Below are 25854 nucleotides of genomic sequence, written 5' to 3'. Positions count from 1 at the left end.
CGGAAATCCCGGGGAATCAAGGGCGCGCCGGCTCCAGGCCCGAATCGGCCACCGCGGTCTGAAGCGCCGCCGCCGGACGGTAGAGGGTTTCGAAGCGGTTGAGGGTGCGGGTGAGGTCGTGGCGCGCGACCAGCTGCCGGCCGGCCGCGCCCATCGCCGCGCGGCGGTCTTCGTTCCCGGCCAGTTCGGCGAGCCGGGCGGCCAGGGCGGCGACGTCACCCGGCGGGTAGAGGTAACCGTTGTGTCCGTTGTGGACCAGGTGCGGCAGCGCCATCGCGTCGGCGGCCACCACGGGCAGGCCCGCGGCCATCGCCTCCATCGTGGCGAGGCTCTGCAGCTCGGCGGTGCCCGGCATGCAGAACAGCTGGCCACGGCCGTAGATCCGGACCAGTTCGGCGTCCGGCACGAAGCCGTGGAACCGAACCCGGTCCGCCACGCCCAGTTCCGCGGCCAGCTCCGTGAGCGCGGCCCGGCAGGAGCCGTCACCGACGATCTCGGCGCGGATCCGCGGCACGCGCGCGACGGCGCGGACCAGCTCGTCGACGTTCTTCTCGGCGTCGAGCCGCCCGACGAACACCACCGCCGCGTCACCACCGGACGGGGTGGCCCGCGCGGCGTAGTGCTCGAGGTCCACACCGCAGGAGATGACCGTGACCGGACGCCCGATACCGTTGCGCGCCAACAGGTCCGCGGCCCGCGGCGTCGGCGTGGTGATCGTGTCGGCACCGCGGTAGACGCGGACCAGGTCACGCCACGCGAAGCGGATCAGCGCCTCACGGACCGCCGACGGCAGGCGGACGTAACCGAGCAGGTTCTCCGGCATGAAGTGGTTGGTCGCGACCGTCGGCACACCCCGGCGACGGGCGGCGGCCAGCAGCGCGCGCCCGACCGCGAAATGCGACTGGACGTGCACGACGTCCGGGCGGATGCGGTCCAGCAGTTCCTCGGCAGCCCGGCCGACGCCGGGGCGGCCGATCCGGAACGTCGGGTGGAACGGCGTGCCCAGCGAGGGCGCGTCGTGCACGGTGAGCGGGCCGTGGTCGGTGGCGTCGGCGCGCGGGCGGGGCCGCAGGACGTGCACGTCGTGGCCGAGGCCGGCCAGGCCGTGGGCGAGCCGGGCGGTGAAGTGCGCCGCCCCGTTGATGTCGGGCGGGAACGTGTCGGCGCCGAGCAGGATCCGGAGTCCGGCAGGGGGAAGCGGGTCGGCCATGAGGGGTTCCTTGTCGAGTTCGGGCGGATCGCTGAGCGAACCGGCCAGCACGAGCACACCCGTCACGGCGAGCAGCGCCAGGACGAGGCGGGCGACGGCCATGGCCGGCACGAGGTGGGGTGTTTCGCCGTACAGCAGCTGGTCCGCGGTCACGGCGGTGAGCGGGTCGAGCACCGTCGTGGCGCCGACGACGACCGCGGTGGGACCGGCGGCGTGGGCCTGCTGGAGCAGCCAGCCGCCGGCCGCGAGCAGTGCCGCGCCGCCCAGGGCGAACCCGGCGGCGGTGACCACTGTGGACAGTTCGAGGGCGGCCGCGCGGAGCACGGCCGAGCCGAGCCCGAACAGCACCGCGGCCGCGGCGGCCAGACCGGCGCACCGGCCGCGGCCCCGGCAGCTCAGCCCGGCCGCGGCGACCACCGGCCCGGCGAGCACGGCCAGCACCACGGCGCCGGTCGTCACGTCCGGCGACGCCGAGCCGCCGGACGCCGAGACCAGGACGAAGCCGCCGACCCCGATGCACACGGCCAGCGCCGCGATCCGGACCCGGCGCGTCGCCGTCGCCCGGCCCGCGAGCACGGTCAGCACCAGGCTCAGCACTCCGAGCGGTTGCACGATGGCCAGCGGCGCCAGCGACAGCGCGGTCAAGTGCAGCCCGGTGCCCGCGACGCCGAGCAGCGCGCCCGCCTGCCAAGTCCGTGACCGGGCCAGCCGGGTCAAGCGGACCGCGCCGTTTCGCTGCGCCCGGACGGCGTCGTGCTGGAGCGAGACCGAACCGGCGAAGAAACAGGCGCCCAGCAAAGCCAAGGCGATCGCGAGGACGGTCATCGCGCGGCCGCCCGCACGACCAGGGCGGTGGTCACGAGCATGCCCAGCTCGGCCGTCAGCGCCAGGCGTTCCAGCAGCCCTTCCGGCAGCGCGGACACGAACTGCGCGAGGCCGAACGCCGCCGCGGTGTACAGCGCCAGCGCCGCGTACCAGCGGAGCCGCCCGGCGTGCGCCGACCATCGCGGATCGGTGCCCAGGGCCCGGGCCAGCGCGCGGCCGGCGAAGGGGAGACAACTGAACAGCACCGCGCCGCCGAAGCGGTGGATCTCGCCGTGCAGGGTGACCACGGTGGCGCTCGGGTTCTCCCGGAACAGGACCACGACGAGCAGGCCCGCCACCCACAGTCCGAAGAGGACGATCACGCCGCGGCTGCGGGGCAGCCCGGCCAGCTGCGCCGCCACCGCCAGCACGATCCCGCCGGCGAGCAGCAGCGCCACCGCGAGCAGGAACGGCGCCCGGCCCCAGCGCTGCAGCGCGTAGTCGCTGACCGGGTCGCGCCACGGGTCGACCCGCTGCGCGAGCCCCACCGCCAGCCCGCCGATCAGCAGCTGCGCGAGGGCCCACATCCCGATCGCCGTCCACAGGAGCGGCGCGGGGCGCGGCGCCCGCAACGAGGTCGTGGTCACCTCACCCACGATTGTGCGCGCGGATGAGAACTCGATGAAGATCCGGCCGGGTTTGGTTAAGAAACCCGCGGCAGGGTCACCTCGAACCGGGCACCGGCCGGCTCCCCGTTCGCGGCGGTGACCCGGCCGTCGTGCTGGACCACCACCTGCTCGACGATCGCCAGGCCCAGCCCCGAACCCGGCAGCGCGCGGGCGGACGCCGCCCGGTAGAACCGCTCGAACACGTGCGGCAGGTCGGCTTCGGCGATGCCCGGGCCTTCGTCGGCCACCACGAGCCGGGCGACGCCGTCCTCCGCGGCCAGCGTCACGGTCACCACGCCGCCGGAGGGGCTCCACTTCGCCGCGTTGCCGAGGATGTTGAGGACGGCCCGTTCGAGCGCCGCGGGACGGCCGCGGACCACGGCCTCGGCCGCCGACAGCTCGAAGCGGACACCCGGCGCGCGCGGCCGGGCCCGGTCCACCGCGGCCCGCACGACCTCGCCCAGCTCCACCGGTTCGACGGTTTCGGGCGACCGGTCCCCCGTCGCCAGCTCCACCAGCTCGCCGACCAGGTCGGTCAGTTCGGTGGACTGCGCGTCGAGGTCGGCCAGCAGCCGGGTGTGGTCGTCGGCGGGCAGGCCGGAGCGGCTCTGCGCGTGGATCAGCAGCTCGATGTTGTTGCGCAGGCTGGCCAGCGGCGTCCGCAGCTCGTGGCCGGCGTCCTCCACCAGGCGGCGCTGGTCGTCGCGGGAGGTGGCGAGCGCGGTCAGCATCTCGTTGAAGGATTCGGCCAGCAACGCGAGTTCCCCCCGCCCCGTGACGGTGATCTCCGCCGACAGGGCCTGGGTCCGGGCCACCTCCCCCGCCGCGGCGGTCAGCGTTTCCACCGGCCGCAACGCCGTTCTCGCCACCGCGCGCCCGGTCAGCGCCGCGGCGAGCACCACGCCGAGGCCGACCGCCAGCTCCCACAGTCCCAGCTCGGCCAGGGTGCGCTCGACCCCCTCGGAGTCGCGGGCGACCTGCACCGCGCCGCCGCCCAGCCGGGCGGCGATCCAGACGCGGTACCGGTCCGAGCCGATCTTGTCCTCCTCCGACCCGATCGTGGCGGCACCGGCGGCGACCTGGTGGGCCTCGGCGCCGACCGGGATGGCGCGCGCCTCCCCGCCGACGGCGGTGGGCGCGCCCGCGGCGTCGAGGAACTGGACGGTGAGGCCGAGGCCGTGCCCGGTGTCCCCGCCGTCGTGGTCGGTCGATCGCAACGCGGCCAGCGCTTCGGCCGGCGACGCGGACTTGGCCGCCACCTGCGCGTACGCCTGCAGCTGCGCGTCGAACTGCCGGTACAGGTTCGCGCGCGTCACCAGCCACGACGTCAGCGAGACCGCGACCACGGCGACGGCCACCGCGGAGACCACCAGCACGGTCAGCCGGGCCCGCAGCGTCAAGGCCCGGATCCGTGGTCTCACAACGGATCCTCGCGCAGCACGTAGCCGACGCCACGAACCGTGTGCAGCAGCCGCGGCTCTCCGTCCGCTTCGAGCTTGCGGCGCAGCGAGCCCACGTACACGTCCAGCCCGTTGGACGCGGCGCCGAAGTCGTAGCCCCAGACCTGCTCGAACATCACCGCCCGGGTCAGCACCAGCCGCGGATGGCGCAGGAACGTCTCGAGCATCGAGAACTCGGTCCGGGTGAGCCGCACCGGGCGGTCCCCGCGCAGGACCTCGCGGGTGCCCGGATCCAGGGTCAGATCGGCGAACTCCAGCGAGGACGGCCCCTCCGGCTCGGCCGCCGAGCCGTACTCGGTGCGGCGCAGCAGGGCCCGGACGCGGGCCAGCAGTTCCTGCAGCGCGAACGGCTTCACCAGGTAGTCGTCGGCGCCCGCGTCGAGCCCGGCCACACGGTCACCGACCGCCGTGCGGGCGGTGAGCATCAGGATCGGCACGTGATTGCCCTCCGCCCGCAGGAGCCGGCAGCTGTCGAGCCCGCCCAGCACCGGCATGGTGACGTCCAGGATCACCCCGTCCGGCCGATCCGAGCGGATCAGCTCCAGTCCGCTGGCGCCGTCCGTCGCGACGGAAACCGTGTAGCCCTCGAAGCGCAGCGTGCGCGACAGCGAGTCCCGCAGCGCGGCCTCGTCATCGACGATCACGACGTGCACCCGAAACCTCCGTGTCCTCCTTGCCGGAAGTTACCAATGCGGAGCTGAAGTCCGGGTTAGCGCAGGGCCAGCGCGCGGCAAATCCGGTTCACTCACGAAGCCCCGGCAGCACCCGCGTGCCCTCGGCGCGCACCGCGTCGAGCGAGCGCGGGTCGAGGTCCAGCAGCCGCAGGATCGTCGGGGCGATCTGCGTGGTTTCGACCGCCCCGGTCTCGACCGTGCCGCGGCCGGTCCCGCTCACCACCAGCGGCACGGCCCGGTCGTCCGCGGACGCGCCGCCGTGCTCGGCGATCTTCGACTTGCCGCCGGTGAACACGACCCCGGGCACGACCACGCCGACGAGGTCCGGGACCCGGGCGTCGCCGGGCCGGACGCCGAAGTAACGGGCCGCGTCGGCTCCCGCGTGGACCGCCGTCAGTCCCGAGTGGACAAACGGCTTCGCCGCGCCGGTGATCCCGTTTCCGTTCCCCGACTGGGCCAGCAGGTAGTTCTTGGCGAACGACGTCGCCGCGGGCGAGCGGTCCGAGAGCCACAGCAGCATGGCGTCGTCGTCAGTGGACAGTGCGACCAGGTCCGGCGTGCCCGGGTGGGCCGCGCGCCAGGCGGCGTTCAGGCCGTCGAGGAGGGCGCCGTCATCGATGCGGGTGAGCGCGGCCGGGTCGATCGGCGACTGGCCGTGCTTGGCGGAAAGCACCACGGTGGTGCTCTTGTCGAGGTGACGGCGCTTCAGCTCGGCGGTGAACGCCCCGATCTGGCGGTCGACGAAGTCGAGTGCCGAGCGCAGCACCGGTCCCGGCGCGCCGCCGGGCAGGTACCCGCCGGGCTGACCGCCCGAGACCGGGAGCTTCTGGGCGGTGGACACCGACTGGAAGTTCAGCCCGAACACCGCCGGCGTGCCGGTCTGCGTGGTGCGGCTGTGGTCGTACCCGTCGATCTCGTTGAGCACCGCCTGGGCCTTGTAGCCGTCGTAGCGCTGGGTCGCGGCGTTGTCCGTGGTCCAGTCACCGCTGCCCACCACGCTGTTGATCTCCGGGGTGAACAGGTCCTGGATGCCGGTCCCGGAGGGGCCGCTGAGCATTTCGTACGCGGGGTGCTTGTCCGACCACGCGGTCCGCAGGCCGGCCTGGCGGGCGACCTCGAACACCGTGTTGACCCGCAGGTACTGGTGCGGGTACACGGGCTTGCAGGTCCGCGGGTCCACCGGCAGCTTCGCGGGATCGATCAGCGTGCGCGGGTCGCCGGTCATCTTCAGCACGCCGTCCGGCAGGTTCGGGAGGCCCTGCCCGGCGTCGACGGAATCCTTGTTCCGGTCGAGATCCTCGGTGTAGTCGACGAGGACGCCGGGCTGCACGCCCGCGCAGTTCTTCGTGCCCGCGGGAAGCAGCGCGTGGTTGTACGTGGCGTCGTAGTAGACGCCGGTCGTCGCCGGGTTGCCGCCGGTCACCTGGCCGACCATGCCGGGGAAGGAATCGGAGGGCACCGGCGTGCTCGCGTGGGTGTACGACGTGCCGTGCCCGACCAGTCCCGCCAGCGCCGACTGCGGGTGCGCCGCCGTGTACCAGGCGAGGTCGGACTGGTGCAGCCCGTCGACCGAGACGAGCAGCACGTGCCGCTGCTGCTGGCCGGGCTGGTCCGCCGTCGCCGGCACAGCGGTGGCGAACAGCCCCGCCGCGGCGAGCACCGAGCATGTGCGAATTCTCGACACGAATCTCCTCCTGCTTTCTCCGGCGCCCGGGAACTCCGGCGCCCGACGTATTCCAGGCTGCCGAGAAAGATCCTGGGAGACAGCGGGGCGAACATCGAATGAACTGGATTCAGTCGCCGGCCGGGAAAAACGGCGGCACAATACCGTCGCGAAGGTTAGCGGCAGGTTCGCCCGAGGTTATCTTTCCGCCATCACGAAACCGGCAAAACCAGCAACGGGGACGCCGGCGGAAGAATCATTCCGGCCATCGGCGGGACCGGCCCGGCTGCGAGAATTCCGCCATGACTTCAGCAGAACTGCGCGAGGGCGGTCCCGTGGCCGGCCGCGTCGCTGCCAGCAAGGTCCCGGAGGTCACCGCGCTCTTCTGGATCGTCAAGGTGCTCACGACCGGCATGGGCGAGACGACGAGCGACTTCCTCGCGCACCTGATGGATCCGGTGATCGCCGTGGCACTGGGCGGGCTGGCGTTCGCCGCGGCGCTGGTCGCGCAGTTCCGCGCTCGCACGTACGTGCCCTGGGTGTACTGGACGGCCGTGGTGATGGTGAGCGTGTTCGGGACCATGGCCGCCGACTTCCTGCACGTCGGGCTCGGTGTGCCGTACGCGGTGTCGACCGTCTTCTTCGCGGTCGTGCTGGCGGTTGTCTTCGTTCTGTGGCAACGGATCGAGAAGACGTTGTCGATCCACAGCATCACCACGCCGCGCCGGGAGCTGTTCTACTGGCTCACCGTCGTCACCACGTTCGCGCTCGGCACCGCCGTGGGCGACCTGACCGCGACGACCCTGCGCCTGGGCTACCTCGGCTCGGGACTGATGTTCGCGGTGGCCATCGCGATCCCGCCGCTGGCCCGCCGGTTCGCCGGGCTCGGCGCCATCGCGACGTTCTGGGCCGCCTACGTCCTGACGCGGCCGCTGGGCGCCTCGTTCGCCGACTGGTTCGGCGTGCCGCCCGTGCGCGGCGGGCTCGACCTGGGCACCGGCCTGGTCAGCCTCGTCCTGCTGCTGGTGATCGCCGCGCTCGTCGGTTATCTGACCGCGGCACGGCGGCCCGCATTCCGGTGACATTCCCCGGCGGTAATCCGGGAATTGTTTACCGCACACTTACCGTCACCGAGCCGATACCTCATCCGGCACCCCCTACCGTCTGACGGGTCCTCACGCGATCTTGCGTCGGGAACCCGCCGGCCGAAAGGGATCATGACCTCGCACCGCACCCTCGCCCAGGAAACCCGGCTCCTCAACAAGGTGCCGGAGGTGACCCTCTACTTCTGGATCGTCAAGGTCCTGTGCACCACGGTCGGCGAATCCGCGGCCGACTTCCTGAACGTGAACCTGAACTTCGGCCTCACCGGCGTTTCCGTCCTCACCGGCGCGCTGCTGGTGGTCGCGCTGGTCCTCCAGTTCCGGGCCAAGCGGTACGTGCCGGCCACCTACTGGCTCACGGTGGCGCTGGTCAGCGTCTTCGGCACGCTGGTGACCGACAACCTCACCGACAGCCTCGGCGTCCCGCTCGAAACGAGCACGCTGGTCTTCGCCGTCCTGCTCGCCATCACCTTCGTGGCCTGGTACTCGAGCGAGGCGACGCTGTCCATCCACTCCATCGTCACCCGGCGGCGGGAGGCGTTCTACTGGCTGGCGGTGCTGTTCACCTTCGCCCTCGGCACGGCGACCGGCGACCTCATGGCGGAGGTGCTCGGGCTGGGCTACCTGGTGACCGGCGGCATCGTCGCGGGCCTGATCGCGGTGCTCGCGCTCGCCTGGCGGTTCGGGATGCACCCGGTGCCGGCCTTCTGGTTCATCTACATCCTGACCCGCCCGCTCGGCGCGTCGATCGGCGACTACCTCGCGCAGTCCCCCGGCCAGGGCGGGCTGGGCCTGGGCACGACCGTCACGAGCCTGATCTTCGTCGCCGGCATCCTCGCGGTCGTCACCTACCTGTCGGTGACCAAGACCGACGTCATCCCGGCCGACTCGCCGGAACCGGGCCGGGGCGGGCTCTGGCAGACCGCCGTGGTCCTCGTCCTGGTCCTGGTCGCCGCGGGAACGGGGTACTCCCTCCGGAAGTCCGCCCTCCAGTCCGATTCCGCCACGCCCGTCGCCGCACCGCCCGGTGCCGCTCCCGCGGCTGCCGGGAAGGTCTCCCCGCTGGGCGACCTCTCGGAGTTCCGCACCATCACCCAGGACACGCTGGGCAAGCTGAACGCCGGGGACCAGTCCGGCGCGACCAGCCGGGTCGACGACCTCGAAACCGGCTGGGACAACGCCGAAGCACGCCTGAAGCCGAAAGACGAGGCCGCCTGGAGCACCGTCGACGGCAAGATCGACACGGTCCTGCGACGCCTGCGGGCGACCAGCCCGGACCCGAAGCAGGAGAAGCCCGCGCTCACCGATCTGCTGACCGCGCTCGGCTGAGCCGTCCCCTCAGCGTGCGGCGCACCCCGAAAAGGAGTGCGCCCAGCGCGAGGACGGCGGCACCGGCTACCACTGAGGCGAGCGGCAGCGCGAACGCCAGCACCACGCACCCGGCGAACCCGGCCACCGGCACGACCCTCGGTGGCCGGGCCTCCGCCGGGGTGAGGGTCCACGCCGAGGCGTTCGCGATCGCGTAGTAGGCCAGCACGCCGAAGGAGGAAAACCCGATCGCAGCACGGACATCGGCCGTCGCGGTGAGCACCACGACCACGGCGCCGACGGCGAGTCCGGCGCGGTGCGGCACCTCGAACCGGGGGTGGATCGCGGCCAGCGCCGGGGGCAGGTGCCGGTCGCGCGCCATCGCGAGCGTCGTCCGGGAGACACCGAGGATCAACGCCAGCAGGGACCCCAGCGCGGCGATCGCGGCACCGGCCCGGACCACCGGGGCAAGCCAACCGGCACCCGCCACCCGGACGGCTTCGGCGAGCGGATCGACAGCCGCGCCGAGGCGGTCGGGTCCGAGGACTGCCAGCACCGCCAGGGCGACCGCGGCGTAAACCACCAGGGTGATGCCCAGCGCGAGCGGGATCGCGCGGCGGATGGTCCGCGCCGGGTCACGGACCTCCTCGCCGAGAGTGGCGACGCGGGCATACCCGGCGAACGCGAAGAACAACAGCCCGGCGGCCTGCAGGACACCGCCCGCACTGACGCCGTCGCCGGGGCCGAACCGGGCGACGTCGGCAGCCGGCGAGGTCAGGCACGCGACGACCACGGCGGCGAGCACCGCCAGCACCACGGCGACGATGACGCGCGTCAGCCAGGCGGACTTCCGGATCCCGAAGTAGTTGACCGCGGTGAGCGCGACCACCGCCCCGGCGCCGACCGCATGGGCGCCGGACGGCCACAGGTAAAAGCCGGCGGTGAGGGCCATGGCCGCGCAGGACGCGGTCTTCCCGACGACGAAGGCCCAGCCCGCGAGAAAACCCCAGAAATCGCCGAGGCGTTCGCGGCCGTAGACGTAGGTTCCGCCCGAAGACGGGTAACGCGCCGCCAGCCGGGCCGACGAGGTCGCGTTGCAGTAGGCCACGATCGCGGCGAGCGCCAGCCCGAGCGGCAGCCCGCTCCCGGCGGCGGCCGCTGCCGGGCCGAGCGCGGCGAAGACTCCCGCGCCGATCATCGAGCCCAGCCCGATCACCACCGCGTCGCGCACCCCGAGACGCCGCTTCAGCCGGGACTCCCTCCGTGCCCAAGGGCCCGTGAGTGTTCGGGACGGTTCTCACCGTCCCGAACACTCACGAGCTCGATCAGCCGTCGGATTCGGCCGACGGGATGGCGGCGCCGGGCACCTGGTCCGGCGTGAAGATCTTGTTCTCGCCGGGGTACGGCTGCGTCCACCCGTGCATCTGGTACCAGGTGAAGTGGTTCATCTGCGTGGGATTGGCGTAGTCGGCCGTGGCGTTCGGCCCGGTCAGGCGCTGGTGCTTGGTCCACTCCTGCCACTGCGCGGCGACCGGCTGCTGGCTAGCCGGGACCACAGTGGACGGTGCGGGCGCGGTGGTGTCCGCACCACAGGCCGGCGGCGTCGGCAGCCCGGCGGTGAGCGAGGTGCGGTTCGGGACCGCGTTGAACGGCGTGTAGTCGGGCTTCTTCGTGAACGCCCCGGCCATCGGGGTGGCCGCGCTGTCCTTCTGGTTCATCGGCTGGACCCCGAGGATCTGCTCGATGGTGCGGATCATCGTGATCTGCGAGTAGTAGTGGTTGTCGACGGTGCCGTGCTGGGCCCAGGGGCTGATGACCTGGATCGGGGCGCGGTGGCCGTCGACGTGGTCGAGGCCGGCCTGGGAGTCGTCCTCCACCACGAAGATCGCGGAGTCCTTCCAGTACGGGCTGTGCGAGATGGTGTCGACCATCTTGCCGACCGCGAGGTCGTTGTCGGCGACCTGGGCGGCCGGGCTGGGCGGGCCGCCGGTGTGGTCGCTGGAGAGCCAGAACATGTTCAGGTTGGCCGGCCCGTTCTTCTCGAAGTCCTGCTTCCAGATCTGGTACCGGTACACGTCCGGGATGCCGGTGTCGAACTTCGGGAAGGAGTGCACGGTCACGTCGTTCAGCGACGGGATCGGCGAGGAGGTGACGGTGGGCAGCGCGGTGGGCTCCCCGGTCGCCGCCATGTTCTTGCTGTCGCAGTAGAAGGACTGCCAGTTCGAGCCGGCCGGGGTCGTCTCGAACTGGTTGAACTCGCCGAAGTCCCGCACCGTGTTCCCGGTGGCCTGGGCGCCGCTCCAGAGGAACCCGGAGCTCTGGTGGCCGAGCGCGTCGTCCTCGGTGTCGTAGCTGCGCAGGTACTCGCCGGCCGAAGACTCGGTGTACTCCGGGTTGTCGGCCTGCATCAGCCAGTTGTGCCCCTCGGCGGAGTTCGTGCCGATGTCGTAGGTGTTGTCGTACAACCCGAACTGACTCGTCAGCGCGTGCTGGTTCGGGGTCACGTTCGCGCCGAACTGCGCGAGCGCCGGGTCGCCGTCGCCGGCCGGGATGTCGCCGAAGAGCTGGTCGTAAGTCCGGTTCTCCTTGACGATCAGGAAGACGTGCTTGATCGTCGACGGGTCGCCGAGCCGCGCGGGCACCGGCACCGGCCGCTTGCCGCCCTGGCCGTTGGCCACCTGGACCGACCCCGGGGTCCAGCCGTTCTGCTGGAAGACCTTGGCCGTGTCGGCCCGGATCACCCGGTCGTCCGGCAGGGTGAAGCGCTGCAGGCTCGCCGTGGTGTCGTGGGTGCCGTGCCCGGCGGCGGTGGTCGGGCGGCGGGCGTCGATGCCGCGGGTGTTGGAGATCAGCACGTCCTTCCCGACCGTGGTGACGGCCGTCGGGAAGTAGTCCGTCGGCAGCAGGCCGACGTAGCTGACCGGCTCCTTCGGGGAGGAGTACCGGTAGACGGCGAGGGCGTTGGCGCGCCCGAGGGTCACGAGCAGGTGGCCGTCGTTGGTGAGGGTGATCCCGTCCGGCTCGTACCCGACCGTCGCCTCCGGCCACGGCTGGGTCGCGATGGTCTGGATCACCTTGTTGCGGCCGGTGTCGATCACGGACACGTTGTTGCTGTTGGTGTTCGCGACGAACAGCGTCCCGTTCTTGGCGTACAGCGCGGTCGGGTGCAGGCCGACGTCGATGCTGCCGACCGCGGCCGCCGGCTTGGCCAGGTCGATGACGCTGACCGTGCCGGTGGTGGTGGAGCCGGTGACCGGGTCGGCGGGCACCTGGGTGTTGTAGGAGTTGATCGTGGTCTCGCCGGGCCTGGGCGCGCGCCCGCCCTCATTGCCGACGTAGAGCCGGGAGCCGACCAGCGCCAGGTCGCGCGGGGCGTTGCCGACGGCCCAGCTCTGCTGGATGTCCCCGGTGCCCGCGTTGATAGCGATCACGCGGTTCTGCCCGTTCACCGCGGCGTACACGGTCTTGCCGTCGGGCGAGAACACCGCCTGGGCCGGGAGCCCGTGCTTGGGCCCGTCCGCCGGGATCGGCACGAAGGACGGGTTCGCGACGGTGCCGTCCGGGTTGACCGTGAACCGGCGGTAGCCGTCGGTCTGGGCCATCCACAGCGTCTTGCCGTCGGGCGAGTACGAAGGGCCTTCCTGGCCGACGTCGTTCCCGGGGATGCGCAGGTTCGCCGTCGCGGAGTTCCCCACGAGCTGCTGCACCTTCCAGCTCTTGAGGTCCACGATGGTGAGCGCGATCCCGCCGTCGGTGGTCAGCGCGGCGAGGTGGCCGCCGTCCGGGCTGACCGTCGACGCCATGATCTTGCCGTTGTTCACGACGAGGCGATCGCCGACCGGGGCGATGTACTGGTCGCTGGACAGGACCAGGCCCCGGTCGGTGTTCTGGCCGACCTGGTCGGTCCCGAACCCTTGCGTCGAAGCGGACGCGACGCCGGTGCCGGCGACCACGGCGAAAATGGCGGCGCCGGTGATCGTGAGCCGGACCCGGCGGCCGCGTTGCCGGCGCTTCCCGGTCCGTCGATGGCGCGTTACCTGCATGGGATTCATCCCTTCGGGGTGGCGGAGAGAAGATCGACGTTCGCGTCGAACTGCCAGAGGGGGTTGGGCTGGTCGCCGTCCGGGGTGCGCACCTGGAAGTAGCCGTTGACTTCCTTCGGCCCGTCGCCGTCGGCGACGTAGTGCCCGTCCGAGGTGATGTCGAGCTGGTAGATGGCCGAGCCGGTGGCCTCGACCCCGGGCAGATGCCAGGAAACGACGCAGCGCCAGTCGTTTCCGGGGCCTTCGGCGGCGATCAGGCCGCCGCCCTTGGTGCACGCCGCCGTCGCCGCCAGCTGCTCCTCGGTGACGCCGGGGCGGTGGAGTTCCCCGGTCTGGAGGCGATAGAGGTGCCCGAACGCCGTGGCCAGCGAGCTCTGCACCTTGGCCTGGTCGATGCCCGAGCCGGTCGCCGGGATCACCACGGCGAAGACCGCCGCGGCGACGGCGACGAGCCCGACGAGCGGCAGCCCGGCGACGGCGACCGTGCGACGCCCCGAGCCGTCGTAGCCGGAACTGGTGAAGTCACGCCGCAGGAACAGCCGGTACGCCAGCGTGGTCGCGACCACGGCCCAGACCAGGCTGACCGCGATCCCGATCAGCAGCGGGCCGAGCTGGGCCGGGCTGGTGAACAGGCCGTTCCACGCGATGAAGGCGTAGCTGGGCAGCGCGAGCCGGACCGCGACCGGCAGCGGCAGCATCTGCGCGAGCAGCAGCACGATGGCGACGACCACGGGCAGCAGCAGGCCCATCGGCGAACGCCCCCAGGCGACGGACCCGAGCAGCCCGATCGCGGCCAGCGCCAGCGCCGGGGCGAGCACGCAGACCCACGCGAGCAGGACCGTCCCGGCCGCGCCGCCCGGCGTGAGCTGGTGGCCGTCGAGCCCGGCCAGCGGACGGCTGCCGACCGCCGCGATTCCCCCGGCCGCGCTGGAAACGGCCATCCCGGCCACCAGGACCAGGATCACCGTCAGGCTGGCCAGCGCCTTCGCCGCGAAGATCCGCCGCGGCGAGCGGACCGCCACCAGCAGGTGGCGCCAGGTCCCGAGCCGGTCCTCGGAGGCGAACACGTCTCCGGCGACCACGGAGGTCAGCAGCGGGAGCGCGTACGTGCCGGCGAATCCGAGCATCACCAACGGCCCGGCCCAGCCCGTGGCGTTCATCCAGCGGCCGAAGAGGGTGTCGACGGGCAGGTCGCTCTGCTGGCTCACCACGGCGACGAACAGGGCCGGCGCGATCCAGCAAGCCAGTACCAGCAACCGAATCCGCCACTGCGCGAGCAGTTTGACCAGCTCGAAACGGAAGCTGCGGGCTACCGAAACCGGCCGGGCGGGCGCGTCGGCTCCGGTGAGGGTGGCGGTCATCGGCTGGTCTCCCGCTGCTCGGTCAGGGCGAGGAAAGCGGCTTCGAGCGGCGACACCACGGGAGCGAGTTCGCGCACGGCGACGCCCTCGCGCACCAGCCGCACCACCAGTTCGTCGAGGGCGGGCACCGGCCCGCACACCACCAGCACCTCGGCGTCCGGCCGGGTCCCGCTGTCCTCGGCGATCCGCAGCCGCGGCACCCCGGCGGCCAGGCGACGCGCGGCTTCCGGGTCGGAGGTGCGCAGCCGGTAGTCGAGTTCACCGCTTTCGGCCGACAGCTTGGCCAGGGGGCCGGTGAAGACCACGCGTCCGGTGGCCACGATGGTGACCTCCGAGCACAGCGCTTCGAGGTCGTCCATGCGGTGGCTGGAAAGCACCACCGTGGCGCCCTGGTCCGCGAGCCGGGTGAGGACGCCGTGCACGTGCTTCTTGCCGGCCGGGTCGAGGCCGTTGGCCGGCTCGTCGAGCACCAGCAGCCGGGGCCGGGTGAGCAGCGCGGCCGCCAGCCCGAGGCGCTGGCGCATGCCGAGGGAGAACCCGCGGACCCGGTCGTCGGCGACGTCGGTGAGCCCGACCTCGCCGAGCACGTCGTCGATCCCCGCCGTCCGCGCGCCGCCGCGCAAAGCGGCCAGCGCGGCGAGGTTCTGCCGGGCGGTGAGCGAGGGGTAGAGGCCCGGCCCGTCGACGAAACCGGCGACACCGTCGGGAGCGGCCAGCGCCCGCTTCACCGGCGTGCCGAGGATTTCCAGGCTGCCGTCGTCGGGCAGCGCCAGGCCCAGCAGCAACCCGAGCAACGTGGTCTTGCCGGCGCCGTTCGGGCCGGCCAGCCCGTGGATCTGCCCCGGCGCCACGTCGAGGTCGACTCCGTCGAGTGCGACGACGTCGCCGAAGCACTTGGTGATCCCCTGAGCCCGGACTGCGGCAGGTCTGCCCATAGCTCCTCACCCTGGTTGTGCGATGCGCGTGAGAAACCTAGGGATAGTACATGTCCTTCTGCAGGCGCACCCGGTGAACGGGAGCCGAACGGAACCTGGCCGAGACCCGCCTTCCGGACGGAATGTCCGGGTTAAACCGTGACCTTGCCCTGCGTTAACCGATCGCTTGCCCGGCGCCGGTCCGCCGAAGGCAAATTCTGTTTTTGCTTAACCGTTCTTCGACGAAAGTCGCTACTTTCTGTCGGCCGGTCCTGACACGATCCCGACCGATCGCCGAGGGGTCCACCGCGATCTCACCGTGCTCACCGATCCCACTACCGTGCTCGACCGGAACAGGAGCCCGAATGTCCTTGTCACCCGCGAAACGCGCCGCGTCCGGCGCCCTCGTGCTGATCGCCGCCACCGCGCTCACGACCGCCACCGCCAGCGCGGCCACCCACGCCGCCGTCCCCCGGCCGGACCACATCGTCGTCCTGATCGACGAGAACCACGCCCAGGGTGAAATCGTCGGCAGCCCGGACGCGCCGTACATCACCGGCTTGTCCCAGCAGGGCGCCAACTTCACGAACTCCCACGCGATCACCCACCCCAGCCAGCCCAACTACCTCGCCCTGTTCTCCGGGTCGGCACAGGGCGTCACCAACGACACCTGCCCCAAGACGGCGTTCACGACCGCCGACCTCGGGGGCGAAACACTCGCGGCGAACCTGACCTTCGCCGGGTACTCGGAAAGCATGCCGAGCGACGGCTACACCGGCTGCACCTCGGGCCCGTACGCGCGCAAGCACAACCCGTGGGTCGACTTCGCCGACGTGCCCGCCACCAGCAACCTCACCTTCGACAGCTTCCCGACCGACTACACGAAGCTGCCCGCGGTGTCCTTCGTCGTCCCGAACCTCGACAACGACATGCACGACGGCACCGTCGCCCAGGGTGACAGCTGGCTGAAGCAGAACCTCGACGGCTACGTCCAGTGGGCCAAGACGCACAACAGCGTCTTCGTGCTGACCTTCGACGAGGACGACAACGGGCCGGACAACCAGATCCCGACCATCATCACCGGCGCCGGCGTCACCACCGGCAACTACAGCGAAAACATCAGCCACTACAACGTTCTTCGCACCATCGAGGACGCGTACGGCCTCTCTCACGCGGGCCAGAGCGCCTCGGCGACGCCGATCACCGACATCTGGGGCTGACCCCCTCGCCCGCCCGGGTCAGGTCTTGACCCGGGCGCGCGGCCGGCGCCCTTCAGCGCGGCTCGGATTCCATGGCCTCGATCAGCGACTTCGGCCGCAGGTCGGTCCAGTTCCGCTCGACGTGGTCGAGGCAGTCCTGACGCGGGCCTGGCCCGAAGGCCGTGCGCCAGCCCGCCGGGACGGCGACGAACTCGGGCCACAGGCTGTGCTGGCCTTCGTCGTTCACCAGCACCAGGTAGGTGCCATCGGGGTTCTCGAACGGGTTCGTCATCTGCATTTCCTTTCCCTGCTTCAGTTCTCGTCCAGCACGGCCGCGCGGCGGATCAGTGCCTCCAGCGCGCGGAACCACGTCTCGGCCAGATCGCGGACCGCGTCCGGCGTGGCGACGGCCGAGGGCCACGACCAGTAGGCCGCCAGTGCCGGCCCTTCCGGCTTGTCCTCGGTGAGCGCGTTGACGGTCAGCGCGTGCGAGACGCGCTTGCCCGGGTCGGCGCCGAGGTCCGCCGCGTCCGCCTCGGGCGCGTACGCCCAGTCCGCCGAGTCGGCGTGGCCGAACCGGCCCATGTAGTTGAACTCGATCTCCGGCCGCGGCAGCGCCGCCAACTCCGGCCCGGTCACCGGGTTGAGGTGCCGCAGCAGCCCGAACCCGGTCCCGCCTGCGGGCGGCGCGTCCAGCTCCGCCCGCACCCGCTCCAGCGCGGCCCCGGCCGCCGGGCCGCCCGCGAGCGCGTCGGCCACGTCGACGGCACCGAGGTCGAGGCGCACCGGCACCACGCTGGTGAACCAGCCGACGGTCCGGGACAGGTCGGTCCCGCCCGCCAGCTCGTCCTCGCGGCCGTGGCCCTCGAGGTCGACCAGGGTCGCCGCACCGTCCGAGCCCCGCCGACGGCGCCAGTCGGCGACCGCCAGCGCGAGGCCGGTGAGCAGCACGTCGTTCACCGTCGCCCGGAACGCCGCGGGCACGCGGCCCAGCAGCGGCCCGGTCAGCTCCGCCGGCAGGGTCAGCGCCAGGCCGTCCAGAGTGGACTCGACGTCGCGGGCCGGGTCGAGCGGACGGTCCAGCGGGAGCGGCACGGCACTGCCCAGCACCGCGCGCCACCGGTCCAGCTCCGCCTCGCGCTCCGGCGACGTCGCCCGCGCCGCCAGCTCGTCGGACCAGCGCCGGAACGACGTGTCCACAGTGGGCAGTGAGACCACCCGGCCCGCCGAGACCGCCTCCCACGCCGCCGCGAAGTCCGGCAGCAGCACCCGCCACGAGACGCCGTCGATCACCAGGTGGTGGATCAGCACCAGCAGCCGGCCGGCGCCGTCGCCCGCGTCGAACCAGGTCGCCCGCAGCATCGCGCCGGCGTCCGGGTCGAGCCGCGCGCGGGTGGCCACCGCCTCGGCCGCGATGACCGGCCCCAGCTCGGCCACCCCCCGGACGTCCACTGCAGACACCCAATCCCCGACGTCCACCGGCCCCGGCACCTGCAGCGCCCACCGGGCCGTGGACCGGTCCAGCCGCGCGCGCAGCATCGGGTGACGGTCGGCGACGGCCTGCACCACCGCCGTCAGCTGGTCCCCGGTCATGCCCGCGGGCGTCAGCAGCAGCGCCGCCTGGTGGTACCCGGCGATCGGCCCGCCCAGCTCGCGCATCGCGTGCATGATCGGCGTCAGCCCGACCGTGCCCGTGCCGTCGTCGGAGACAGCCGGGGCGACCACCTCGGCAGCGACCTCGGCGAGCCCGGCCACCGTGCGGTGCCGAAACACCTCGCGCGGCGAGATCCGCAGCCCGGCGGTGCGAGCGCGGCTGACCAGCTGCATCGCGACGATGCTGTCGCCGCCGAGGGCGAAGAAGTCGTCGTCGACGCCCAGGCCCGGCACCCCGAGCACGTCACCGAACATCGTGCACAACGCGCGCTCCCGGTCGGTCGACGGCGCCCGCCCGCCGGCCAGCTCCGTGAAGTCCGGCGCGGGCAGCGCGGCCCGGTCGAGCTTCCCGTTCGCCAGCACCGGCAGCGCCTCCAGCACCACGAACGCAGCGGGCACAAGGTAATCCGGCAACGTCCCGGCCGCGTGCCGCCGCAGCTCCCCGGCATCCACTTCGGACGAAGGAACCACGTAGGCCACCAGCTGCTTGACGCGGTCTTCCCGCACCACGACCACGCTCCGCGCGACGGCCGGGTGCCGGTCCAGCGCCGCCTCGACCTCAGCGGGCTCCACCCGGAAGCCGCGGATCTTCGCCTGGTCGTCGGCGCGGCCGCCGAAGTCGAGCCGCCCGTCGGCCGTCCACCGCGCGAGGTCGCCCGTGCGGTACATGCGGGCGCCGGGCGGGCCGGACGGATCGGCGACGAACCGCTCCGCCGTCAGCTCCGGCCGGCCGAGGTAACCCCGCGCCAGCCCGCCGCCCGCGAGGTACAGCTCGCCCGTGACGCCCGTCGCGACCGGGCGCAACGCCCCGTCCAGCACGTACGCCCGGGTGTTCGCGACCGGGCGGCCGACGAGCGGGCGCTCGCTGTCCCCGATCCGCGCCACCAGCGCGTCCACAGTGGACTCGGTCGGGCCGTACAGGTTGAACGCCTCGGTGCCGGGCAGCGCGGCCAGCCGCCGCCAGAGCGCGTCCGGCACCGCCTCACCTCCGACCCCGACGACGGCGAGCGGGCAGCGTTCACCGTCCAGCAGCCCGGCGTCGGCCATCTGCGCGAAGAACGACGGCGTGACCTCGATGAAGTCGAACCCGTCGCGGCGGATCTGCCCGGCCAGCAGCTCGGGGTCCCGCCGCGCCTCGTCGCCGACGACGTGCACGGCGTGCCCGTCGAGCAGCCACAGCTGCGGCTGCCAGGAGGCGTCGAAGGAGAACGACCAGGCGTGCCCCACGTTGAGTTGCGCGCGCCCGGTGCGTTCGACGGCCGGCCGGTAGAGCGTCTCCCGGTGGCTGTGGAAGAGGTTCACCACGCTCGCGTGCGTCACCACCACGCCCTTCGGCGTGCCGGTGGAGCCGGAGGTGTAGATCACGTACGCCGGGTGGCCGGGCAGCAACGGCCGGAGCCGGTCGTCCTGGCCGAGGTCCGTGTCCGGCAGGCCGACGGCCAGCAGGTCCGGCAGCAGCACGGTGTCGGTGACCTCGGGCAGCGCGGGCCTCAGCTCCGGCACGGTCAGCAGGAGCCCGGGCCGGGCGTCGACGAGCATCGCGGCCAGCCGCTCGGCCGGGTAGTCCGGGTCCAGCGGCAGGTACGCGGCCCCGGCCTTGTGCACGGCCAGGATCGCCAGCAGCAGGTCGGCCGAGCGCGGCAGCGCCAGCGCGACCAGGCTCTCCGGGCCGGCGTCCAGCTCCACCAGCGCCCGGGCGAGCCGGTTGGCGCGTGCGTTCAGCTCGCGGTACGTCCACGACGCACCGCCGACGACGGCCACGGCGTCCGGTGACCGGCGGACTTGCTTCTCGAACAGCCCGGCGACGGTATCCGGTTCGATTTCGAGCGCCGTGTCGTTCCAGTCGCGCAGGATCCGCTGCCGGTCCGGTTCCGGCAGCACCTCGACCGTCCCGGCCGGACGGTCCACATCGGACACCATCGCGGCCAGCAGCAGCTCCATCCCGGCGAGCAGCCGGGCGGGGGTGTCCTCGGTGAACAGATCGGCCCGGTACTCGGCGGTCAGCCGCAGCCGCTCCCCGGGCTCGATGGCCCAGGTCAGCGGGTAATGCGTGGAGTCACGGTGGTCCACGATCTCCGCGCGCAGGCCGTCGGGGTCCGGCTCCTCGTCCGCGCCGGGGTAGCTCTCGAACACCATCAGCGTGTCGAACAGCTCGCCCAGCCCGGCCTCGCGCTGGATCTCGGCGAGCCCGACGTGCTGGTGCGCCAGCAGCGTGGACTGTTCCTCCTGCACCCGATCCAAGACCGCGCCGAGCGGCTCGGCCGGGTCGAACCGCACCCGCACCGGCACGGTGTTGATGAACAGCCCGAGCATCCGCTCCACACCGGGCAGCTCCGGCGGACGTCCGGCGACAGTCGCGCCGAACACCACGTCGGTACGCCCGGTCTGCGCGGCGAGGAGCAGCCCCCACGCGGTCTGGACCAGCGTGTTCACCGTCAGCCCACGCTCGCGGCTGAACGCGGTGAGCGCGGCGGTCGCCTCGGCGGACAGCTCGGCCGTGGCCTTCGACGGCAGGGCCGGTGCCCGATCGGGATCCGCCGGGGCGAGGCGGGTCGGCTCGGCGAGACCGTCCAACGCCGCCCGCCACGCGGCCGTCGCCGCCTCACGGTCCTGGTCGCGCAGCCAGCCGAGGTAATCCCGGTACGGCCGCGCGGCGGGCAGCGCACGTCCCGCATACAGCGCCGACAGTTCCGCCAGGAGCTGCGGCACGGACCAGCCGTCGAGCAGCAGGTGCTGATGCGAGACGACCAGCCGGTGCCGGTCCTCGCCGAACCGCACCAGCAAGAAGCGCAGCAGTGGCCCGGACTCGACGTCGAACCGGCGCCGCTCGCGGGCCAGCTCGTCCTCCAGCGCCTCGCCGGTCGTCTCCCGCCATTCGGGCTCGGCCGAGCGTGAGACAAGCGCGACCGGGCGGCCGGAGCCGAGGTAGCGGTAGCTGGTGCGCAGGTTCGGGTGCCGCGCCAACAGCTTCCGCACGGCGTCGTGCAACCGCGCCTCGTTCAGCGGGCCAGTGAGATCGAATCCGAACTGGACGGTGTAGACGTCCGGTCCCTCGGTGTCCACAGTGGCCAGGAACAGCAGGCCGGACTGCAACGGGGTGAGCGGCCAGACCTCGGCCGCGACCGAACCGAGCTCGGCGCGCTCGGCCTCGTCCAGCTCCAGCAGCGGACGGCCGTCCCCGGTCGCCGGCGTGGCGAGCGGCGTGCCCGCCGCCCCGGCGAGCCCGGTGACGGTGCGGTGCCGGAACACGTCCCGCGGGCTGAGCACCAGCCCGGCCTCGCGGGCGCGCGCCACCAGCTGCATCGCGACGATGCTGTCCCCGCCGAGGCGGAAGAAGTCGTCGCGCACGCCGACCTTCGGCAGCCCGAGCACGCCGGCCATCAGCTCCGCCAGGGTGGCCTCGTCACCGGTGGCCGGGGCGTCGTCGGTGACCTCGAACTCCGGCGCGGGCAGCGCCCGGCGGTCCAGCTTGCCGCTCGGGCCGAGCGGCAAGCGCTCCAGCGGGACGACCGCCGCGGGCACCATGTGCTCGGGCAGCGTCCGGGCGAGGTGAGCGAGCAGTTCCCCGGCGTCCACGGTCTCCCTGACCGGCACCACGTACGCGACCAGCTGTCGTCCATCGTGGACAGTCACCCGAGCCTGCGCGACCGCCGGGTGCGCGGCGAGCGCGGCCTCGATCTCCCCTAGTTCGACGCGGAAGCCCCGGAGCTTGACCTGGTCGTCGGCGCGGCCGAGGAACTCCAGCACCCCGTCCGCCGTCCACCGCGCCAGATCCCCCGTGCGATACAACCGTTCACCGTCACCGAACGGACTCGCCACAAACCGCTCAGCCGTCAAACCCGGCCGCGCAAGATAACCCCGCGCCAACTGAACACCCGACAAATACAACTCCCCCACCACTCCCACCGGAACCGCCCGCAGCTGGGCATCCAGCACCTGAGCACCCGTATTCCACACCGGACGCCCGATCGGAACTCGTCCGGACGCCGCCACCCGCGCCGGTGCTGCTGTGACGTCGACGGAAGCCTCGGTGGGGCCGTAGAGGTTGTGCAGTTCCGCGGGCAGCAGCTCGTGGAACCGGGTCACCACGTCGGCGGGCAGCGCCTCACCGCTGCACAGCACTCGGCGTAGTCCGGTGCAGTTCGCCGCCTTCGGCTCGGCGAGCCAGACCTCCAGCATCGACGGGACGAAGTGGACGGTCGTCACCCCCGCCGTCCGAATCAGCTCAGCCAGATACGCCGGATCCTTGTGCCCCTCCGGCTTCGCCACCACAAGCGTGGCACCCGTGATCAACGGCCAGAAGAACTCCCACACCGACACATCAAAACTCGACGGAGTCTTCTGCAAAACCCGATCATCGCAGGCCAGCTCATACTCCCCCTGCATCCACAACAGGCGGTTCACGATGCCCGCATGAGGCACCACCACCCCCTTGGGGTGGCCCGTCGAACCCGACGTGTAAATCACATACGCCGGCGCCAGCGGGTCGACCCGAACGCCCAGGTCGGAGTCGTCATAGGCGCTCACGTCCACCGGAGCGTCCAGGACCACCGCCGGGGACGCGTCCGCGAGCATGAATTCCCGACGCGCCACCGGATAATCCGGATCCAACGGCAGATACGCGGCACCCGCCTTGTGAATCGCGTACAACGCCACAACCAGCTCAAGTGAACGCGGTAACGACACCGCGACCACCGACTCCGGACCAGCACCCCGCTCACAGAGCCACCGCGCCAGCCGATTCGCCCGCGCATTCAACTCCACATAGGACAGAGTGGTCCCCTCGAAAACCACCGCCACAGCATCCGGCGTCCGCGAAACCTGACCCTCGAACAACTCCGGCAAACTCACCCACGGCACCCCACGCGCCGTCGCATTCCACAAAACCAACCGCGCGGACTCATCCTCACCCAGCACATCCAGCGCACCGATCCGCACGGCCGGGTCGGCAGCGACCTGGGCCAGCAGCCGCACCAGCCGGCCGCCGAGCGCCTCGGCCGTGGTGTGGTCGAACCGGTCGGCGCTGTACTCGATCGCGCCGGCGATGCCGCCGTCCGACTGCTCCAGGAAGCCGAACTCGAGGTCGAACTTCGCCGCGCCGGACGTCAGTTCCTCGCGGGTCGCGGTGAGTCCCGGCAGGTCCGGTGTGCCGCCCGCCTCGGGCAGGTACACGACCATGACCTGGAACAACGGGTGCCGGGCCAGCGACCGTTCCGGGTCGGCCAGCTCGACGACCCGGTCGAACGGCAGGTCCTGGTGGTCGAACGCGGCGAGGTCGGCCGTGCGCACCCGGCGCAGCAGCTCGCCGAACGCCGGGTCGCCGGCCAGGTCGGTGCGCAGCACCAGCGAGTTCACGAAGAAGCCGACCAGGTCGTTCAGCCGCTCGTCGGACCGGCCGGACACCGGTGCGCCGAGCGGGATGTCCGTGCCCGCGCCGAGCCGGTGCAGCAGCACGGCGACCGCGGCCTGGGCGAGCATGAACATGCTGACGTCGTGCCGCCGTGCGAGCGCCCGCAGGTCGGCCGCGAGCCCGGCGGGCACCGGGAACGTCACGGTGCCGCCTCGGTGGCTCGCCTCCGCCGGCCGTGGCCGGTCCGCGGGCAGCGCCAGTTCGTCCGGCAGCCCGGCCAGGCGGTCACGCCAGAAGGCGGCCTGCCGTTCCTCCACATCGGACAGCAAGTCCCGATGCCACAAGGCATAGTCCGCGTACTGGACGGGCATCGGTGTCCACTTAGGAGCCTCACCGGCCAGCCGGGCGCGATAGGCCACGGTCAGGTCGGCCAGCAGCGGGCCTTCCGACCACTCGTCGGTGACCACGTGGTGCAGCAGCACCAGCAGGACGTGCTCCTCGGAACCCGCCTCGAACAGGCGCACGCGCACCGGCGGCTCATCGAGCCGGAACGGAATGTCCACTTCGGCCCGGATTCGCGCCGCGACGTCCGCGCGTTCCACCGCGAAATCCACCACGGCCTCGTCCAGGACCCGCTGTGCCGGGACACCGCCCTGCGCGGTGAACACCGTCCGCAGCACCTCGTGCCGCTCGACCACATCGCCGAAGGCGGCACGCAACGCTCCGGTGCCGAGCGGGCCGGTCAGCCGCCAGGCGTACGGGATCGAGTACGTCGTGGTCGGGCCTTCCAGCTGGTGCAGGAACCACAGCCGCTGTTGCGCGGCCGAGAGCGGCAGCACCTCCGGCCGATCCCGCGATTCCAGCTCCGGCCGTGAAGCAGGCGCGCCGAATCGTTCGACCAGCCGGGCGACAGTCGGCGCCTCGAAGACGTCGCGCACGCTCACCTCGGCACCCAGCACCGCCCGGATCCGCGAGACGAGCCGCATCACCAGCAGCGAGTGGCCACCGAGGGCGAAGAAGTCGTCGTCGATCGACGGGGCGGCCACGTCGAGCAGGTCCGCGAAGAGCCCGATCAGGGTCCGCTCACGGTCGTCGCGGGCCGAGCGGCCGACCCCGGCGGTGAACTCCGGGTCCGGCAGTGCCGCGCGGTCCAGCTTGCCGCTCGGCGTGAGGGGCAGTTCGCCGAGCACCACGACCGCCGCCGGCACCATGTGCTCGGGCAGCCGCCGCGCGACCTGCGCCCGCAGCTCGTCGACGACAACCTCCGCACCGGTCACGTACGCGATCAGCCGGTCCTCCCGGGCGATCACCGCAGCGGTCCCGACCGGGTCACACTCGGTCAGTGCCGCCTCGATCTCACCCAGCTCCACCCGGAACCCGCGCACCTTGACCTGGTCGTCGGCGCGGCCGAGGAACTCCAGCACCCCGCCCGCCGTCCACCGCGCCAGATCACCCGTGCGATACAACCGCCCACCATCACCAAACGGGTTCGCCACAAACCGCTCAGCAGTGAGCCCGGGCCGCGCGAGATAACCCCGCGCCAACTGAACACCCGACAAATACAACTCCCCCGCCACTCCCACCGGAACCCGACACAGCCGCCCATCCAGCACCTGAGCGCCCGTATTCCACACCGGCCGCCCGATCGGAACCCCCGCACCGGCGAACGGCCCGGTGACCCGGAACGCCGTGACGTCGACCGAAGCCTCAGTCGGCCCGTACAGGTTGTGCAGCCCAGCGGGAAGCACGTCCTGGAAGCGCGACGCCAGCTCCGACGGCAGGGCCTCACCGCTGCAGATCACCCGCCGCAGACCGGTGCACCCCACCGCGGCAGGCTCCTCCAGGAAGAGCCGCAACATCGACGGGACGAAGTGGACGGTCGTCACCCCCGCCGTCCGAATCAGCTCAGCCAGATACGCCGGATCCTTGTGCCCCTCCGGCCTCGCCACCACAAGCGTGGCACCCGTGATCAACGGCCAGAAAAACTCCCACACCGACACATCAAAACTCGACGGAGTCTTCTGCAAAACCCGATCATCACCAGCCAACCCATACTCCCCCTGCATCCACAACAAACGATTCACAATCCCCGAATGCGGCACCACCACCCCCTTCGGACGCCCCGTCGAACCCGACGTATAAATCACATACGCCGCAGCCTCCGGCGACACCCGCACACCCAAATCCGAACCGTCATACCCACTCACATCCACCGCAGCGTCCAGCACCACCACCGGAGACGCATCAGCCAGCATGAACTCCCGACGCGCCACCGGATAGTCCGGATCCAACGGCAAATACGCGGCACCCGCCTTGTGAATCGCATACAACGCCACAACCAACTCGACCGAACGCGGTAACGACACCGCGACCACCGACTCCGGACCAGCACCCCGCTCACAGAGCCACCGCGCCAGCCGATTCGCCCGCGCATTCAACTCCAC

14 protein-coding genes are annotated in these 25854 nt (G+C 72.0%); 3 read left to right on the top strand and 11 right to left on the bottom strand.

The window, feature by feature from the left end; translation table 11 throughout:
* Nucleotides 1–16: 16 nt before the first annotated feature.
* From BMY97_RS04565 to BMY97_RS04545, 5 genes are all read right to left on the bottom strand, one after another.
* Nucleotides 17–2035: a glycosyltransferase gene (locus tag BMY97_RS04565; protein ID WP_091613031.1), complete on the bottom strand. Its 2019-nt coding sequence runs from the start codon at nucleotides 2033–2035 to the stop codon at nucleotides 17–19.
* The gene (locus tag BMY97_RS04560; RefSeq protein WP_245787153.1) at nucleotides 2032–2661 is read right to left on the bottom strand and encodes a DUF998 domain-containing protein; all 630 of its coding nucleotides are present in this window, start codon (nucleotides 2659–2661) and stop codon (nucleotides 2032–2034) included. The genes BMY97_RS04565 and BMY97_RS04560 overlap by 4 nt, the downstream gene beginning before the upstream one ends.
* Nucleotides 2662–2717: 56 nt before the next feature.
* On the bottom strand, nucleotides 2718–4103 hold the full coding sequence (locus BMY97_RS04555) for a HAMP domain-containing sensor histidine kinase (protein ID WP_245787152.1): 1386 nt from the start codon (nucleotides 4101–4103) through the stop codon (nucleotides 2718–2720).
* Nucleotides 4100–4795, bottom strand: a complete 696-nt coding sequence (locus tag BMY97_RS04550) for a response regulator transcription factor (RefSeq protein ID WP_091613028.1) — start codon at nucleotides 4793–4795, stop codon at nucleotides 4100–4102. The genes BMY97_RS04555 and BMY97_RS04550 overlap by 4 nt, the downstream gene beginning before the upstream one ends.
* 88 nt (nucleotides 4796–4883) lie before the next feature.
* Nucleotides 4884–6500 carry an alkaline phosphatase family protein gene (locus tag BMY97_RS04545; protein WP_245787151.1) on the bottom strand — a complete coding sequence of 539 codons (1617 nt, stop codon included), beginning with the start codon at nucleotides 6498–6500 and terminating at the stop codon, nucleotides 4884–4886.
* Nucleotides 6501–6781: 281 nt separating this feature from the next.
* Here BMY97_RS04545 and BMY97_RS04540 point away from each other — a divergent pair, with 281 nt between their 5' ends.
* Nucleotides 6782–7561, top strand: coding sequence for a COG4705 family protein (locus tag BMY97_RS04540; protein ID WP_091613023.1), 780 nt, complete (start codon nucleotides 6782–6784; stop codon nucleotides 7559–7561).
* 135 nt (nucleotides 7562–7696) lie between these two features.
* Nucleotides 7697–8911: a COG4705 family protein gene (locus BMY97_RS04535; protein ID WP_091613020.1), complete on the top strand. Its 1215-nt coding sequence runs from the start codon at nucleotides 7697–7699 to the stop codon at nucleotides 8909–8911.
* Here BMY97_RS04535 and BMY97_RS04530 read toward each other — a convergent pair.
* From BMY97_RS04530 to BMY97_RS04515, 4 genes are all read right to left on the bottom strand, one after another.
* Nucleotides 8883–10121, bottom strand: a complete 1239-nt coding sequence (locus BMY97_RS04530) for an APC family permease (RefSeq protein WP_281246877.1) — start codon at nucleotides 10119–10121, stop codon at nucleotides 8883–8885. The genes BMY97_RS04535 and BMY97_RS04530 overlap by 29 nt on opposite strands.
* Nucleotides 10122–10215: 94 nt before the next feature.
* Nucleotides 10216–12933, bottom strand: a complete 2718-nt coding sequence (locus BMY97_RS04525) for a bifunctional YncE family protein/alkaline phosphatase family protein (protein ID WP_091613017.1) — start codon at nucleotides 12931–12933, stop codon at nucleotides 10216–10218.
* 5 nt (nucleotides 12934–12938) lie between these two features.
* Entirely contained in the window at nucleotides 12939–14294 is a 1356-nt protein-coding gene (locus BMY97_RS04520) for an ABC transporter permease (RefSeq protein ID WP_091613016.1), read from the bottom strand.
* Nucleotides 14291–15229, bottom strand: a complete 939-nt coding sequence (locus BMY97_RS04515) for an ABC transporter ATP-binding protein (RefSeq protein ID WP_091613013.1) — start codon at nucleotides 15227–15229, stop codon at nucleotides 14291–14293. Before BMY97_RS04515 ends, BMY97_RS04520 begins: the two co-directional genes overlap by 4 nt.
* A gap of 344 nt (nucleotides 15230–15573) precedes the next feature.
* Here BMY97_RS04515 and BMY97_RS04510 point away from each other — a divergent pair, with 344 nt between their 5' ends.
* On the top strand, nucleotides 15574–16428 hold the full coding sequence (locus tag BMY97_RS04510; RefSeq protein WP_091613011.1) for an alkaline phosphatase family protein: 855 nt from the start codon (nucleotides 15574–15576) through the stop codon (nucleotides 16426–16428).
* 52 nt (nucleotides 16429–16480) lie between these two features.
* Here BMY97_RS04510 and BMY97_RS04505 read toward each other — a convergent pair whose 3' ends face one another.
* Together BMY97_RS04505 and BMY97_RS04500 are read right to left on the bottom strand one after the other, a co-directional pair.
* A complete protein-coding gene (locus tag BMY97_RS04505; RefSeq protein WP_091613008.1) occupies nucleotides 16481–16699 on the bottom strand; it encodes an MbtH family protein in 219 nt (72 codons plus the stop codon).
* Between the two features lie 20 nt (nucleotides 16700–16719).
* A partial coding sequence (locus BMY97_RS04500; RefSeq protein WP_143086122.1) for a non-ribosomal peptide synthetase occupies nucleotides 16720–25854 on the bottom strand: 9135 nt, incomplete at its 5' end.

This window comes from Amycolatopsis saalfeldensis, assembly GCF_900110575.1.
GTDB lineage: Bacteria > Actinomycetota > Actinomycetes > Mycobacteriales > Pseudonocardiaceae > Amycolatopsis > Amycolatopsis saalfeldensis.
The sequence above is the reverse complement of the archived record's forward strand: the minus strand, read 5'-3'. Positions and strand labels throughout refer to the sequence as shown.

Bases quoted from the DNA above. Each gene is read 5' to 3' on its own strand.
- BMY97_RS04565 (WP_091613031.1), bottom strand. From the start codon at position 2,035: ATGACCGTCCTCGCGATCGCCTTGGCTTTGCTGGGCGCCTGTTTCTTC.
- BMY97_RS04540 (WP_091613023.1), top strand. From the start codon at position 6,782: ATGACTTCAGCAGAACTGCGCGAGGGCGGTCCCGTGGCCGGCCGCGTC.
- BMY97_RS04535 (WP_091613020.1), top strand. From the start codon at position 7,697: ATGACCTCGCACCGCACCCTCGCCCAGGAAACCCGGCTCCTCAACAAG.
- BMY97_RS04525 (WP_091613017.1), bottom strand. From the start codon at position 12,933: ATGCAGGTAACGCGCCATCGACGGACCGGGAAGCGCCGGCAACGCGGC.
- BMY97_RS04520 (WP_091613016.1), bottom strand. From the start codon at position 14,294: ATGACCGCCACCCTCACCGGAGCCGACGCGCCCGCCCGGCCGGTTTCG.
- BMY97_RS04515 (WP_091613013.1), bottom strand. From the start codon at position 15,229: ATGGGCAGACCTGCCGCAGTCCGGGCTCAGGGGATCACCAAGTGCTTC.
- BMY97_RS04510 (WP_091613011.1), top strand. From the start codon at position 15,574: ATGTCCTTGTCACCCGCGAAACGCGCCGCGTCCGGCGCCCTCGTGCTG.
- BMY97_RS04505 (WP_091613008.1), bottom strand. From the start codon at position 16,699: ATGACGAACCCGTTCGAGAACCCCGATGGCACCTACCTGGTGCTGGTG.